Origin of the sequence: Algoriphagus sp. UBA3586 (genome assembly GCF_002376385.1) — a bacterium.
GTDB classification, from domain to species: domain Bacteria; phylum Bacteroidota; class Bacteroidia; order Cytophagales; family Cyclobacteriaceae; genus Algoriphagus; species Algoriphagus ornithinivorans.
This window is the reverse complement of record NZ_DFMT01000049.1, coordinates 58,513-74,697: the sequence shown is the minus strand read 5'-3', so window position 1 is coordinate 74,697 and position 16,185 is coordinate 58,513. Positions and strand designations below refer to the sequence as shown.

The 16,185-nt window shown below is 40.1% G+C and carries 9 protein-coding genes and 2 tRNA genes; all 11 read left to right on the top strand.

Translation table 11 applies throughout. The features are described 5' to 3' along the window. Positions 1–31: 31 nt before the first annotated feature. Positions 32–2,635: a DNA mismatch repair protein MutS gene (gene mutS / locus B2906_RS17775; RefSeq protein ID WP_144605981.1), complete on the top strand. Its 2,604-nt coding sequence runs from the start codon at positions 32–34 to the stop codon at positions 2,633–2,635. Between the two features lie 48 nt (positions 2,636–2,683). Next, the gene (locus B2906_RS17770) at positions 2,684–3,481 is read left to right on the top strand and encodes a LuxR C-terminal-related transcriptional regulator (protein WP_219957358.1); all 798 of its coding nucleotides are present in this window, start codon (positions 2,684–2,686) and stop codon (positions 3,479–3,481) included. A 140-nt stretch (positions 3,482–3,621) separates the two neighbouring features. Continuing rightward, positions 3,622–3,694, top strand: a tRNA-Gly gene (locus B2906_RS17765). An 84-nt stretch (positions 3,695–3,778) separates the two neighbouring features. Further along, positions 3,779–3,862, top strand: a tRNA-Leu gene (locus B2906_RS17760). A gap of 368 nt (positions 3,863–4,230) precedes the next feature. After that, a complete protein-coding gene (locus tag B2906_RS17755; protein ID WP_219957357.1) occupies positions 4,231–7,401 on the top strand; it encodes a CHAT domain-containing protein in 3,171 nt (1,056 codons plus the stop codon). Positions 7,402–7,454: 53 nt separating this feature from the next. Continuing rightward, positions 7,455–8,636, top strand: coding sequence for a serine hydrolase domain-containing protein (locus B2906_RS17750; protein ID WP_219957356.1), 1,182 nt, complete (start codon positions 7,455–7,457; stop codon positions 8,634–8,636). A gap of 71 nt (positions 8,637–8,707) precedes the next feature. Continuing rightward, positions 8,708–9,265 carry an RNA polymerase sigma factor gene (locus B2906_RS17745; protein WP_219957355.1) on the top strand — a complete coding sequence of 186 codons (558 nt, stop codon included), beginning with the start codon at positions 8,708–8,710 and terminating at the stop codon, positions 9,263–9,265. Next, positions 9,265–9,996, top strand: a complete 732-nt coding sequence (locus B2906_RS17740) for a tetratricopeptide repeat protein (RefSeq protein WP_219957354.1) — start codon at positions 9,265–9,267, stop codon at positions 9,994–9,996. The genes B2906_RS17745 and B2906_RS17740 overlap by 1 nt, the downstream gene beginning before the upstream one ends. Positions 9,997–10,064: 68 nt before the next feature. Beyond that, positions 10,065–12,569, top strand: coding sequence for a hypothetical protein (locus tag B2906_RS17735; RefSeq protein WP_219957353.1), 2,505 nt, complete (start codon positions 10,065–10,067; stop codon positions 12,567–12,569). A 139-nt stretch (positions 12,570–12,708) separates the two neighbouring features. Continuing rightward, complete coding sequence (locus tag B2906_RS17730; protein ID WP_219957352.1) at positions 12,709–13,887, top strand: hypothetical protein; 1,179 nt, start codon at positions 12,709–12,711, stop codon at positions 13,885–13,887. Positions 13,888–13,918: 31 nt separating this feature from the next. Continuing rightward, complete coding sequence (locus tag B2906_RS17725) at positions 13,919–16,102, top strand: hypothetical protein (protein ID WP_286942081.1); 2,184 nt, start codon at positions 13,919–13,921, stop codon at positions 16,100–16,102. Positions 16,103–16,185: the final 83 nt, after the last annotated feature.

Below are 16,185 nucleotides of genomic sequence, written 5' to 3'. Positions count from 1 at the left end.
CCCCCAAATTTAAGAGAAATTAGCCGAACCCATGAGTAAATCCAAAGATGGAAAAGAAACCCCGCTGATGAAGCAGTATAATGCGATCAAAGCGAAGCATCCTGGTGCCTTGCTTTTGTTTCGTGTGGGTGATTTTTATGAGACTTTTGGTGAAGATGCAATAATTGCCAGTAAAGTTTTAGACATTGTTTTGACTAAAAGAGCCAATGGTGCAGCTTCACATATAGAATTGGCGGGTTTTCCACACCATTCATTGGATAATTACCTTCCCAAATTGGTCCGAGCAGGAAATCGTGTCGCAATTTGTGATCAGCTCGAAGACCCCAAGTCGGTCAAAGGAATCGTGAAAAGAGGGGTTACAGAATTAGTAACTCCGGGCCTTTCCTACAATGACCAAGTTCTGGACACCAGAAAAAATAATTACTTGGCATCCATCCACTTTGGAAAGGATAAACATGGAATCGCCTTTTTGGACGTTTCAACGGGGGAATTCATGTGTGCTGAAGGGAATTCCAGCTATGTAGAAAAGCTTCTGCAAAGTTTTGCACCTGCAGAAATTATTTTTTCGAAAGCTGCCAAAAAAACAGCTCATGACTTGATCAAAAACGACTACATCACTTTTCACTGCGAAGATTGGGTGTATCAGTTTGATTATACTTACGAAAAGCTCAAAACCCATTTTGAAACTGCCAACCTCAAAGGTTTTGGAATAGAGGAACTGGAGATGGGCATAGTGGCAGCCGGAGCGATTCTGTTCTATCTTGAAGAAACTGAGCATAAGGAAATACAGCATATCTCAGCAATATCAAGGATTGCTGAAGAAAAGTATGTGTGGTTGGACAAATTTACCATCCGAAACCTCGAATTGGTATTCCCACAGCATGATGGAGGCGTTCCGTTGATTCAAATTTTGGATCATACGGTAACTCCGATGGGTTCGAGAATGATGAAAAAGTGGATGGTTCTTCCTTTGAAGGAAAAAGCTCCTATAGAAGAACGCCTTAATGTGGTTGAATTTTTCCATGAAAACGCAATCCTGATAGACGAAATATTGGCTCATTTGCGCCATATAGGTGATTTGGAAAGATTGATTTCTAAGGTGGTGGTCGGAAGGGCCAATCCAAGGGAAATGAATCAGATCCGTCGGGCCCTGAAAGCGATTTTGCCTGTAAAAACCCTTCTCAAGGAACAGCAAAACCCCACTCTAAAGAGATTAGCTGATCAAATCCATCCATGTGAATACATTTTGGAGAAAATTGAGAAGGAGCTTCAAGAGGATGCGCCGATGCTGGTTCATCAAGGAGGCGTGATCAAAGATGGCGTAGATGCAGAATTGGATGAATACAGAAACTTAGCAAATAAGGGCAAGGATTTTCTGGTGCAAATTCAGCAAAGGGAAATCCAGAATACAGGAATCAGTTCTTTAAAAATTGCCTTCAATAAGGTTTTTGGGTATTACTTAGAGGTCACCCATGCGCACAAGGATAAGGTGCCTCAAGAGTGGATCAGAAAACAGACTTTGGTCAATGCGGAAAGATATATTACCCCCGAGCTCAAAGAATATGAGGAAAAAATCCTGAATGCAGAGGACAGAATGATTGCTTTGGAGCAAAAATATTTTCAGGAATTAGTTACTGAGACAGCTCAATTTGTCACTCAAATTCAACAAAACGCCAGAATAGTTGGCACATTAGACGCGCTATTGTCTTTTGCACAGGTTGCTCTAAATAATAATTATTCCCGTCCGAAGGTATCCGATACCGAAACTTTGGAGATTAAGGACGGAAGGCATCCGGTGATAGAGAAGCAATTGCCAGCTGGAGAAGAATATATTCCGAATGATATTTATCTCGATCACGACAGCCAGCAAATAATAATCATTACAGGGCCTAATATGGCTGGTAAATCGGCCCTGCTAAGACAAACGGCCTTGATTGTTTTGATGGCTCAAATGGGTTCTTTTGTTCCTGCTTCTTTCGCAAGAGTTGGAATAATTGACAAAGTGTTTACCCGTGTTGGAGCTTCAGATAATTTATCCAAAGGTGAGTCTACGTTTATGGTCGAAATGACCGAAACGGCTAGCATTTTGAATAATTTATCAGATCGAAGCCTAGTTTTGATGGATGAAATCGGGCGAGGAACTTCCACTTACGATGGAATTTCCATAGCCTGGTCTATTGTCGAGTACCTTCATAATCATCCTACTTTCAAGGCAAAAACCTTGTTTGCAACTCATTACCATGAGTTGAACCAGCTTACTCAGGATTTTCCTCGCATAAAAAACTTTAACGTAGCTGTAAAAGAAGTTGGAAATAAGGTGATTTTTATGAGAAAACTGAAGGAAGGCGGCAGCGAGCATAGTTTCGGAATTCACGTAGCTCAAATGGCTGGAATGCCAAACCCTGTGGTATTAAGAGCTGCAGAAATTATGTCTCATCTTGAAAAGGATAAGGCCATGAACCAGGGCAAAAAGTCACTTAGTTCTGTCCCAAAAAATAATTATCAGCTTAGTATGTTTGAGATGGATCCTAAATTCAAAGAGGCAAAAGAACTTTTGGATCAAATAGATATAAATTCTATTTCTCCCATAGAAGCACTGCTAAAGTTGCATGAAGTGAAGAAAACTCTTGACTAATTAAAAATCAGTTTTTTAGTATATTGACTGCAAAAAGAGAGATGTTCTATGGATAAGGTGTTACTAAAGGACCTTAAAAAACAAGATAAGTATACTAAGTTCTTCCAAAATTGGGCGGAGCAGGAGTTTAAAGCTCATCCCAACGAAAGAAGACTATTAGAGAATCTCGAGGCATTAAGCCAAAGTATTGGCATGAACGAGGGGCTTTTGATAGCTTGTTTTGATTATAGAAATCTAAAATTGGCCTTTTTTACTGGGGAGGTTGAAAAGCTTACAGGGTATCCGGAGGAGATGTTCCGCAAAAAGGGGATGGAAACTTCTTTTACCATGGTGCATCCTGATGATCGGGAGGAGCTGTTTAAGTTCCAAAAGATTGTTTTCGATGCCTTTCACAGTTTAAGTTTGAATGAGAGACATTCTTTTGAATTTTCCTATATCACGCGCTGGGTTCATCGAACCTCCGGTGAAGTATCTTGGATGATGGCCAAAGTAAGACCTTATTTGATTGATAAGGATGGCAATTTTGCCATGGACTTACATATTATCGTCAAGCTGTTGACACCACCTAAATACAAGGGTTATGATTGGAACTATTCTTACACTAAAGATGATGGTACCCGAATCATTGTATCTAAAGATTCTCCAAATGACAAGGAGGTCAAGTTGACGAAGAAGGAAAAAGAGGTGGTTGAGTTGATGCTGGAAGGAATGGAATCAAAGGATATTGGGGAGAAATTAAATATTTCTATCAATACAGTCGGAACCCACAGAAAGAATATTCTTCGAAAGCTGGGAGCGAAAAATGTGGCTGAGATGGTTAAAATCTTGGCCTCATATGAATTTTAAAAATTGCTGAAAATCAGTGTGATCCTTAAAATTCCTGAGATTATTAAAAAAATTCCAGTCAGAATTATTGTAAAAATCAAAGAGGAGCTTACCTTTGCATCCACAATTCGCTCAGACAAAGATCTGGGATATTGAAATAAGCGAGAGTAGCTCAGTTGGTAGAGCACGACCTTGCCAAGGTCGGGGTCGCGAGTTCGAATCTCGTCTCTCGCTCAGATCAAGCCCTTGAAAGAGGGCTTTGTTGTTTCAAGCCATAGCTTTAACAAGCAAAAGACAGCCTATAATTTTATAGGTAATGCCGGGATGGTGGAATTGGTAGACACGCAAGACTTAAAATCTTGTGTCCTTTTGGACGTGCGGGTTCAAGTCCCGCTCCTGGTACATTAGCCTCACAGAAATGTGGGGCTTTTTGTATTTTAGTTCTTAAGTAATTTAATAGAGTAAAATACTTCAGGCCATTAAAATTATCATTAGACTTTTTAGCAAGTTGGTACAGCCAAGAGGCCTTTAGGTTTTGCGAAGGTCCTTTTCTAATGATTGTGATTTTTTAAGCGAAATCTGAGTTTCCTATATTATGCTCTTGCCTTACTTTAACAAATAAATCTTGAAGAAGTGGGCTAATTATTGAATCTGAAGAAAGGAATCAATTCCTTTTTTCGATGACTTTTTTTAACTTATTCGATGAGTGTTTGATTATTTACTACTTATTATTTCAAATGCGAAGGCTCTTAGTAATTCTTTTTTTCTTTTTGTCGTTTCAACTATTTGGTCAAAAGGGTTCTGCTGATGGAATTATTGACTCATTGTTAGAAAACGGGGCACAAAAAGAAGCCTTAAAACTTGTTGAAAATTATATTCAGGATTTTGAAAGGAACATGCAGTTTGACAGTTTACCTGAATACTTGGTGTTATATGGTCGTGTTGTAAGGGCCATTCAACCAGAAAGTGATGGTAACAAAAAGCTCCTTTTTACTTACCAAAACTGGAAAAAACTCTCAATTGAACCTAGTTTTCAGAGGAAATTAGCTAAAAGTCTTGCCAACTGGTATGAGTATACTGGAAATATTAGTAAAGCCTATGAGGTTACACTGCTTGCATTAGATTGGGCGAGAAAAGAGTCAGGATCGAAGCCACAAATTTTTGCTGATCTCTACCTCAATTTAGGAGGGCTTGCAATAAAAAACATGGATCTTTCGGCTGCCAAAAAGCATTTAACCCAAGTCCTCAGTTTAAACCTTTCCGAAAAAGATCCAGAAAATATTTACTTCGCCAATAGTTACTTGGGAAACATCGCCTATTTTACTTCCAACTTAGATTCTGCAGCCTACTATTATGAAAAAACTTTAAAGGCAATAGATCTACTCGAACCAAGCCCAAGGAACCAGCTTTATCGAAAAAGTATTATCCTGAATAATCTTGCAGGGGTTCAAATGGCTCAAAGCGATTTCAATGCTGCAGAAAAGTCGATGAATCAAACAATCCTTTTTCGGGAAAAATACATGGCTACCAATCTAGATGCCATTGAATATCAAAAAGTACTTCAAGACTATTTGAGTTCCCTCGATAATCTTGCGGGACTCTACAAGCAATTGGGGCATTATAGTCGGGCAAAGCAACTTTTGGAATTTTCCTTTCGGAGAAAAATCGAGGAATTGGGAGAAAATGACTTAGCTACTACCAAGTCTCGTATTCTTTTAGGCCAAATCTACTTTGATATTCAAGAACTTGAAATTTCTAAGAGGTACTTAGAAGATGGCCTAGGAAGACTTCAAAACACTGACCAAGAAAGTTCATATTGGCAAGGAGATGCTCTTCATACTTTAGCTAGGATGGAGGATTTTCTTCAAAATGAAGATGTTGCAGATTCCTTATATCGTCAGGCCAAATTGATTTTTGATGAAGAGCTTCAAGGGGAGTACGATGTGATATATCTGGATTTTTTGAAAAATTTCTCACGTTTTTTAGCTGAAAACAGGAAAACTGCAGAGGCCATTTCCCTTTCGCAAAAGGCTAGGAAATACCTCGAGGAAATTAATTCGGACAATTTGTTTTTGGACTTTAATCAGTCTTTAAATCAGGCAGCAATTCACGAGTTAGGAGGCCAATATTCGGAGGCATTAAGGGTATCAAATAGTACTTTCGAATTATGGAATAGACTAATAAATCGGAGGAATAGTGTTCAAGATTCAATCCAAGCCGTATTTCTTAAACCTAAGATCATCCTTATTAAAAATAGAAGTCTATATAAGTTAGAAAATAAAAGTGCTGAAATTTTAAAATCTATTGAAAAAGAACTTCTGGAGGGCCTTCAAATTATCGACTCTCAATCAGACTTTCTTTTCGAGCCTTCAGACATCAGTATTCAGCTTGATATAAACCGGGAATACTTTGAATTTTTGGAACAAATCGAATTGGATCTTTATCAGGTGTCAGGAAAAGAAATCTATCTGGATCGATTACTGACATATCATGAGCATGCGCGCTATAGGCAAATTCGCTCTAGGCTTCAAAAAAACCAATCAGTAAAATTTGGAGGGATTCCTACGAAAATTCTCCTGCGCGAAGAAAATCTAAAAGATCAACTTAAAAAATCTTTTCTCGATGAAGGGAAAAACCTGGTAGCTTATAGTAAAGCTAAAGAAGAATGGGTAGATTTTCTTGATTCATTGAGAGTACATTATCCCAAATATTATCAGCTTCATTTTGAGACAAGCGAAAGCGCGCTGAAGAGAGTTTATTCCAGTCTAGATCCAAGTATGACCTATCTTCGCTACTTTCAGGTAGGTCAGGACTGGATGGTTTTGGTGATAAAAGAAAAATACAAAAAACTAATACCCTTAAATACGAAATCGCTCTCACCTATTCTGGAAACACTAGCTGATCAATCATCAAAAAATAAATTTCAGCCCTTAGTTTTCCACAAAATCTATCAATTAGTTTGGGAACCCATTAGACCCCATCTAGAAACTCATCGAATAACAATCATCCCTGAAGGCTTATTATTTAATTTGAGTTTTGATGCACTCAGTAAACAAGCAGTTAACCAATGGTCTGAACTTGTAAAGTACTCTTTGATCCAGGATCATAGCTTTTCATATCAATACAGTCTACTTTTGCTGGAAAAGCAAAAAAGAACATCTTACCAGACACAATTAGCTGCTTTTGCACCTGGGTTCTTTGATGGAATGAAAAAAACCTATCAAGCGGCTTTTTTTGATAAACAGTATGTGGATAAAAACTATCTGGAATTGATTCCACAACCATTTACACGAAGGTTGGTAGAAGAGATTTCCTCCAAATTTGAATCAAAAACATATTTAGAAGGTCAATCGACTGTTAGCAACTTCAAGAAAGAAGCTGGAAAATCCCGAATTATTCACCTTGGCACCCATGCCTTTTCTAGCAATGTCAATCCAAGTGATACACATTTGGTTTTTGCTAAGTCAACAGAGAATCCTCTAGAACCTCACGAGCTTTTTGCCAGTGAAATATATGAGTTGAATTTAAATTCGGAATTAGCAGTGCTCCTTGCTTGTGAATCTGGCAAGCCTACTTATGCAGCAGGAGAGGGAATGATATCCTTAGCTCATGCATTTAATTATTCAGGGACTCAATCCATGCTTATAGGCTTAGGCAAAATTGACGAAAAGACCAGTGTTGATATAGCAGATGACTTTTACAGTTTTCTTGAAGAAGGGTTGCCAAAGGATGTAGCACTAAGAGAAGCAAAATTGAATTATATAGCTCAAGCCAATGGAAGAGAATTAGATCCTAGTTTTTGGACAGGTTTAATTATTTTGGGTAATCCTGATCCGGTGGAGATTGAAGCAAAATCAGAAAAGTGGATTATACTTTTTAGCTCAGGATTAATCTTTATGACTATTTTTTGGATCTTGAGAAAGAAATTAAAGGAAAATTGATGACAAATTAGAGGTTAACTCGATGTGAAGGAAAGAACCTAATCTTTCTAGAAATGAAAACCGAAACTTCAAATGCATCCCAAATTCTTCTATTCATTCTGTTCATCTTTTCTATTGCATGCTCAGAAAAATCAGAACCAACACCCCAGCCAATACCCAGTCAAAAAGACTTAATTGAAATTGATTCTCAAATCGAGGACTTCCTTTCTGAATATAATATCCCAGGGGCAAGTTTGGCAATTTCTAAGAATGGAAAGCTTGTATATCAAAAGGCTTATGGTTTAGCCGATCAATCTCAAAATAAACCTATGGAGATCGGAACTCAAATGAGAGTGGCAAGTGTATCCAAATCCTTTACAGGATTAGCAATAATGTTATTGGTGCAAGATGGAAAAATCGCTCTAGAAGATAAAGTGTTTGGAGAAGGGGCAATTTTAGGAACAAACTTCGGCAGTAAACCCTATTCTAATCGAGTGAAACAAGTCACAGTTAAACACCTTCTTCAAATGACTACCGGAGGCTGGGTAGTTAATGGAAATCGGGATGCAATTGATTATGAGCAACAAAGAACCAACGCTGGCTTCTTCGATTGGATGATGGATAATGCATCCCTGACTTTTGATCCTGGGACTCAATATTTATATATCAATACCAACTATTTCGTTGCAGCTAGAATCGTAGAAGAAGTTTCCGGAAAGAGCTTCTCTCAATTTGTAAAGGAAAGAATTATGGGACCTCTCAAAATGGCTTCAACTGCTTATGGAAAAAACGGCACGCAGGGAAGGCTGCCTAACGAGGCGGTATATTATGGGCAAGGTGGAACAAAAGGCTTTGAATATAATTTCAATATAGAAAGGAGAGACGGTGATGGAGGATTGGTTACATCAGCTCCTGATTTACTAAGATTCGTAACCGCAGTCGATGGAAGTCCGTCAAGACCTGATCTATTGCAGCCGGCATTTTATAACCAATTTATCCAAGGTTCGGCTCCTAATCCCAATTTTGCAAATGGCGTAGCAAGTTTTAATCAGTCTAAATATTTTTTTGGAGCCCTACCGGGTACCCGATCAGGATATATGTTTAATGCTAATGGGATGGCAGCAGCAATTATTTTCAACGGAAACGCAGATTACACTCAAGCTAACTATACAAATTTTGCCAATGCACACAATGCTTTAATGGTTAACCTGACAACTAAAAATATCAATAATTATCAAGACATTGATCAATTCTAATAGAACTTAACCGGCCAAAAGCTCTTGGGATAAAGTAGATTTACTTGTATCTTTTTGGCAACTAGCTTAGTATGCCAAAAGATTCAATTCATCAGCTATCGCAAGAAGAACTCGTAAGAGGACTCAGGGAGAAGAACAGGAAAATAATGTCTTCCTTATATAAGGAAACTTTCCCCAAAGTGAGAAACTATATTTTAAAGAATAGTGGAGACGAGGATCAAGCTAAAGATATATTTCAGGAGGCATATTTGTCGGTTTGGCAACAAGTGAATGCTGGAGACTTCTCTCCTAAAAATAATACAGCCTTGCAAGGCTTTCTTTACCAGGTTTCAAAAAACAAATGGCTAGACTTCCTTCGCTCAAGGAAATACAAAGTTGAGCAGCCATTGAATGCTTCTTTGTTGGAAATTTCAGATAATCAAGAAGGTGAGGATCAAGATCAAAGGCTTCAAAAGCTGGAAAAGGCTTTTTTGCAGCTTGGAGAAAGTTGTAAGGAACTCTTGAAGCTGTTTTATTTTAAAAAAGTTTCACTTCAGGACCTCGCCCAAAGCTTTGGTTGGACCGCTCAAACGGCCAAAAACAATAAGTATCGCTGCATGGAAACTCTCCGGAAAATTATCAAATCCTGATGGAAAATAATTTAAAAATCACACCTTCAGAGTACGAGCTGATTGAAGCATGGCTTGATGGAAAACTTACCAAAGAGCAATCACTGGCGTTTCAACATTCAGAAAATGAAGACCCAGAATGGAGTTTGAAAATTCAGGAAGTCAAAATTCTTAAAAATGACTTGGAGGCCTATTTGTTTAAAGTAGAATTGGAAAAAATACATGAAGAAATTGTAAACCAAAAGCCGACCAAATCTGCTTCACTTTCCCGTTGGATTTTAGCAATAGCCGCTTCATTAATACTGATTTTGGTGAGTTGGTGGGGTATTCAGAGCGTATTCCAAAGTCCAAATGAAAAGCTTTTCGCTGCCTACTACCAGACAGACCCTGGATTGATTACTGCCATGTCGGGCTCGGATTCCTACGAATTTGACCGTGGGATGGTAGACTATAAAGAAGGAAAGTATAAGGAAGCTTTGGCACGATGGAACCTTCTTCTTGAAGAGGAATTTGCAGATGACACGCTGATCTATTTTGTGGCAATGGCTAATCTGGAATTGGGAAACTATGATTTATCGCAGAAACTCTTGAAGCAGGTTGCAGATGAAAACGCCTCTGAATTCAAGGAGGATGCGAGTTGGTATTTGGCCTTGATTTATCTGAAGAATGGAGAATTAGATCCAGCAAAACTTATGTTGTCTAATCTTGATAGACCAGAGGCTCAGGCACTTTTAAAAGAAATTCAAAATTAATTCTTAGAATTCTTGATGACTTTTTGAATCTCTTACGATGAGTAAGTAAACCACTTCTTACTTATCTTATGAAAAAGTTACTTTTATTCTTTCTGGTAGCCTTGACTATTTCTTGTCAGGAAGACACCGAACCTGCTAATCCTACCGATCCTACTGTGGGAGAAAACCCAGCCGGAAATTATGAGACTCAGGATGTACAGATTGTCTTGCCCGAGGGAAGCTCTTTGGACCTAACTGGGGCGGAATTGCTTTCATTTGGTGAAAGGTTTCCGGTAGGAAATGAAGGTAAAGTAAAGGCTATTGCTACTCCCGGCGAGGGCAGTGTTACATTTCTTTTGGACAAAAATGGGGAAATAGTCCTGATGGGGTACCTTTCAAGTGATCAAAACAAAATATCTCCTCAGACCACAGCGGATGTGTTATTGTACCAAGGAAGCCGCTTATGGTTAATTCCCGGACAAAATGCCCCAAGTTTCTTTGCCAAAATAGATGAAATTTCTCCCGCAGTTTCCTGGAGAAAAGAATTTGAAGGATTATGGAAGCAAGATCCACTCATACTTTCCAAGGGGATTTTTGTTGAGCCATTGAAGGAAGTATTAAAGCAAATCATGCCAGAACCCAATGAATTGGATATTCGAGCTAAAGTATCCGATATTCAAGTAGATGCGGCAGATATCAAAAGCGGTATTCAGGTTTTTGAAAGCGACCTGGGAAAAATTTCCGTCACCAATTCCTATCGAAGAAGAGCGCATGCTTTCCTGTATAAAGTATCTTCAAAGGATGAATCCGGGGTGAAAACAACTCTTATAACCAACTTAGGAGGCAGTACACCAGCCAAAGAGGATTTTCCCATTGACCCAGCCTCAGCTGCCAATTCTTTAACAGGGATACTGGGCAGTCTGGTGGAAAATACACAATCGGAAATAGCAGCGAAAACAAGTGGTCCAGCATCCTTGCCTTTGGAAGATAAGGAAAGTGAGGCTGAGTATAAGCTGCATATCGTAGGCCCAGGAATAAGCTCGACCAATCCAAAAACCGAAGCAGAGTTCCTCAAATTGACCCGGCTGGAAGTGGAGACTTTTGCCATCGATTTTATGTTCCCGCTCATCATGGAGATTTTTGGGTACAAGGGAGATCTGAAAGAAGGTGGGATTGATATTAAAAATGGTAGAGTTGAGGCTTTTATCGAAAAGACTGAAGTGTTTTTAAAGGCTAGCCCCGATGTTTATGATGAAATAAAAAAAGGTCAATATGCTGCTGCCTTGAAAAAAGGAATAGAAAAAGTGGAAACAGGCCTAATTGAATCTACTTTCAAGGAGATGGCTTTCACAGGCTTTGACATCATGACCGAATTTGGAAAAAACTACGTGAAGGATTTTCCCAAAGTAGATGCCAGTAAATATGATGAGGTTTTTGAAAGTGCAGGAAGAGTGCTCAAAGTATTGAATTCTGCGCTTTTAGCAGGAGATTTTCTTCGAATTGGTCTAGATTTTAGAAATTCCCGTCAGTTTGAGGAATGGACAGTCACAGCCCGCTCTGCCAAAGTCAGCCTCCTTCCTGCCGAAGCCACCGTTTCCAGTCGTGGCAACAAAGAAATCAAAGCCGAAATCAAAAATTTAGAAGAAGAAGGGGGCGATAATTTCCCCTATTTCAAATGGAGCACTTCTGGAAAATACGGCTACATCCAGGACAAAAAAGGTAACAAGGGTAAGTCATTTGACAGTTCGGACAAAGAAATCACTTATTATTCCGAGACCAGCGCCTCAGATCTACCTGAAGAAAACAACTTCGAATATGTCTATGTGGAGGCTTATTACAAAAATCAGCTAATAGGGAGGGACACTACTGTCCTCAATCTGAAAAAGAGCACCTATATCCTGAAACCGGGAGGTCTAGTACTTTCCGGCAAGGAGGATCAGATAAATACAGCCAAACTTTACATCGAGCCAGTCAACCAACGCGATGCTGACTTTACTGGGAAAAAGGTCGTTTGGTCCACTGAAGGGAAACATGGACGATTAGTAAAGTTTGCCGAAAATGGAACAGTCATTACCACCTATGACGATAATGCCATCAATTATCTAGTGACAGATGAGGACACAGAAAAAGGAAGGGAGACCGTCAAGGCGAGAATTTATGAGAAATCAGCAGTAGATGGGGAGTATTTTCTTTACGAGGAACTGAGCCTGGATATTGAGATAGACAATTCAGATAACATCAAAATCATTACAGTAGACCTTACGCTTACCAGTTTCCAAAACAACACGGACAAATTCTACACCTGCGGGTCAAGATTGCAGTTTCTGGTTGAACCTGAGCCCAATGCAGTTTCCTACACAGCAAAAATTATAGATCTCACTCCAGGGGGAAACTTTCTAGGCAAGACAGCTTCTTGGAGTGCAAATAAGACACCTGAAGAGGATGGAAAATACCGAGCATTTATTGTAGCCTTCAAAACTGAAAGCCGACCTGTAAATCTTGGATCACCAAATTGTGGAGCAATTGCTGCAGAGGTGAAATCTAAATTTGTGGGAAAAGCTCAAGTGGTTATCCGGCTAAAAGATCCTGGCTAAGAATGCATAGCTTAAGAGCGTAGAAAAGTCATTGGTGATAAAGTGAGTTCTCTCTACACCAATGACTTTTTTATAAAATTCTTTGATGACTTTTTTCAATTTCCCACGATGAGTAAGCAAACCACTAATTACTTGTCTTATGAAAAAGCTATTCTTTCTACTCTTCGGGTTTTTCTTGTCCTGTCCTGTTTTTTCCCAAACTAGCTACTATTATCCTCCCGGCTACTTTGGGTTGTACAATAATCAATCCACCAGTGCCCGAGCCCAGGGGATGGGTTTCACCACGCTGACAAGAGCCGGAATCGAAAATTCCTTTTATAATCCTGCAGCTATCGGGAGTTCCATGGCCCCGATTCAAGCATATGCCAACTACGCAAATGGACACTCCTACCGTCCAAATTCCAGGTACTATTTCGTAGGTGGAGCATTCAAGCTGAAAGAAAAATTCTCTTTAGGCATTTCTTATTTCAGCTACCAAAATCCTGATCCAGTATGGACAACCATTATTGGTAGCGAAACCTTCGACACGGATTTCTTTTCTCAACATGCTATTTCTTTATTGGCATCATACCAAGTGGTAGAAGGCCTTCAGGTTGGTTTGAGTGCTAATTTGATGCAGGAAAATGCAGTGAATGGAGAAAAGACGAATTCCGACTTTATACCTAGTTTGGGGCTTCAGTATCAAAGACCGGTAGAATTTTTCAAGTCCGAAAAAATACAAGACCAGCAGTTTTTTGGAGCTTTATCCCTCTCCAACTTCCTTTTTAACGGAGAGACCAATCAAGAATACGAGAGTTGGGTTTCTGACAGATATTTGCCCATCATTCTTAGGTTGGGTGCCGGTTTCTCTTTTCAGCTTCCGCTAAATTTAGGTCTGACAGCAGATAAGGCCTACTTCGAAGGGACCGATAAGGCTATAGACTTGCGACTCGACCTACAATTTCAGGATTACCTTCCTGGAGGTCCCAAAAATAACACTGATCATGAACTCAGTACCGCTTTTGGGGTCGGTGCCGAGGCTTGGTTTTTCGAAAGACTGGCCTTCAGGATTGGATATTTCACCGAAAAAGGTCCTTCGGGTATTCAATCCGATGGGGATATCTGGGTGACCGGTAATCGAGCCGGCTTTTCTTGGGGCTATGGTACCCTGATTCCAACCTATCAGCTCACCGATGGCAAAATGCCCTTCGACATAGAAGTCAATCTGGTCACCGGCAAGCAGATTACTTCCCTGAATGAAGAAATATACACCCATCCGGCCATTTTCGCCGATGATACCTTCCAGTTTGCTTTTGGGCTCAATCTGCTTTGGAGATAAGACCCTAATTCCTCTTTAAACTTCTTAAATCATGAAAAAAAGAATTTTCTCCTACATTTTTCTAGCCACACTCCTTTGTCTTTCCTGCAATACAGAAGAAGACATCCTTCCCCAAGATCCTGTAAACCCAGATCCTTTGGTAGGATTGGAGACCTACAGCGTTACTGTAGAATTTCCAGAGGGAAAAAGCCCTGATTTGACCGGAGCTTCCCTTTGGTCTTGGGACAAATCCAGTCCGCTGAATGAGCAGAAATCCGGAAAGGTGATGAAATTTCCCTCCGAATCTGCATTTGCTTATCTTCTAGATAGGCAAGATCGACTCCTTTTAGCCGGAGTGATTGATGCAAATCAGCAAAAACTGGATTTAAGCACCACCGCCAAAACCTTGCTTTTTTGGGGTCTTGGAGGGCCATTTTTCGAGCCTGAACTTGCACCTCGGTTTTTTGCGGAAGTAGAATCTTTTCCCAATTGGCCAGAGTGGAAGTCACAAGTGGATCAGGCTTTTGAAAAGGATCCTTACTTCCTGTCCGATCCCAATCTTGGGCTACTCTTAGGGGAAATGATTAAGGGATTGGATCCTAATTTTCCTGATGCCCGCATCAGCGAGGAGACAAAGGCCTCCGACTTATTGGTGGATGGGGAAATCAAAAGCGGTATCCAAGTATACCAGATCGGATTGAGCCAGTTTGAGATAGCAAACACTTTCAGAAGGCGGGCGACGGGATTTCTCTACAAGACCAAAAGGATAGATGAGTCAGGCAAAGAAGAAGCGATCAATGAATTTCCAGGATCAAGTAATCAGAAGAGTGCGGACAAAACCGTGGAAATCCCCGTGGTCACCGGAATTACCAGCTTTTCGGGAACGGTCTATGAATACCTCTTAGGCAGTACCGAGAAGTCCTTTCGGGTCAATACCGATCCCATAGAAATTCCCTTGAGCCTGAATGAAAAAGAAGCCACCTGGCAGCTGCGGGCCATCGGTATGGGAAAAGGCGGACAAAATCTCAATCAGGCTGAAATCGCCGAGCGTACCAAACTCATGCTTTTGACCTTTACCCTTGATTTTGTCGTGCCTTTGATTGCGGACGGCCTTACCGCCAAAGCCACTGCCTCCAAAAATACAGGAGCTCCCAAAACACAGCAGGATTTCTGGGAGGCGATGATCATTGCTACTGCGGGCTATCTGGACCAAATGCCCAGCGTCAGTCAAAAAGTACAAAACGGAGAGCTATCCGAGGCGGTCAGGGACTTTTTTACCATTGGCTATAATCAGTTCGGCTCGATTTTTTTGGAGGATTTGGCGCGGGTAGCAGCAGAGACGATTTGGGAAAACGCCCCAGCAAATCTTCCCAAACCTAGTTTGGAAGACTTCAAGCAAAGCGCCATCAGAAAGGCCAAGATTTTGACCACGATCGATCTCATGCTAAAGGGAGCTGACTACGCAAGAAAAGTACATGATATTCAAAACTCCAGGAGTTTGGAGGTCTTCGAAATCAAGGCGCGGGAGATCGAAATCAATTTGGAGCCAAGAGAATCAAAAGTATCCCCTGAAAATAGCCGGGAGCTGACGGCATTTATCAAATCCTCTGTAGCAGACGGGCAGGTGATCGAATACGAATGGTCCACTTCTGGAAAATTCGGCTACTTGTATGATGATATTCATGAAGGGAAGAGTTCCTCCAGTTCAAAAAATAAGGTCAAGTATTTTGCCTCTGTCAAGGTTGGAAGCATATCTGAAAATGCAGTCGATACTGTCAAAGTAAGAACCTATATCAAACAAGGTGCAAATCGTACGAAAATTGGAGAAGATTTCGCAATCATCCGAATAGAGGATAAAATTCAATTTATAACAGGATGGGAAATATATGTACCTGTGAGTGAAAGAGAAACGTCTTTATCTCCAACTGGAGTAGAATATACCATATCGAACGGAGGATTTTTGGCAAAATTCACCACAGAAGTAGAGCCTAAAGCCTTTCAGTTTCAGCTTATCCGACAAGATGGAACTAGAGGAAACATAGTAAACAGAAATGCATCGGATTTGCAAAGGGATGGCGAAAGTTATGTCTACAGAGTCGGTGTGGGTAGTATAAGAATAATAAAAACCTACAGTAAAGCAGTAAGGGATGAATGGGTGGCAAAATTCACGGAAGAGCTGGAAGCCAGAAGAAATATTTATCACGCAGTTGAGGTCACGGTGATTCCAAAAGACTAATTCCAGTAAGGGTCGACTTTAAATCGGCCCTTATTTTATTATAATTCTTGGCTCAAATAATTCCACTAAGAGTCAAATCCTGA

Excerpts from the sequence above, each read along its gene's own strand:
- mutS (WP_144605981.1), top strand. The coding sequence starts at position 32 with ATGAGTAAATCCAAAGATGGAAAAGAAACCCCGCTGATGAAGCAGTAT.
- B2906_RS17770 (WP_219957358.1), top strand. The coding sequence starts at position 2,684 with ATGGATAAGGTGTTACTAAAGGACCTTAAAAAACAAGATAAGTATACT.
- B2906_RS17750 (WP_219957356.1), top strand. The coding sequence starts at position 7,455 with ATGAAAACCGAAACTTCAAATGCATCCCAAATTCTTCTATTCATTCTG.
- B2906_RS17745 (WP_219957355.1), top strand. The coding sequence starts at position 8,708 with ATGCCAAAAGATTCAATTCATCAGCTATCGCAAGAAGAACTCGTAAGA.
- B2906_RS17740 (WP_219957354.1), top strand. The coding sequence starts at position 9,265 with ATGGAAAATAATTTAAAAATCACACCTTCAGAGTACGAGCTGATTGAA.
- B2906_RS17735 (WP_219957353.1), top strand. The coding sequence starts at position 10,065 with ATGAAAAAGTTACTTTTATTCTTTCTGGTAGCCTTGACTATTTCTTGT.
- B2906_RS17730 (WP_219957352.1), top strand. The coding sequence starts at position 12,709 with ATGAAAAAGCTATTCTTTCTACTCTTCGGGTTTTTCTTGTCCTGTCCT.
- B2906_RS17725 (WP_286942081.1), top strand. The coding sequence starts at position 13,919 with ATGAAAAAAAGAATTTTCTCCTACATTTTTCTAGCCACACTCCTTTGT.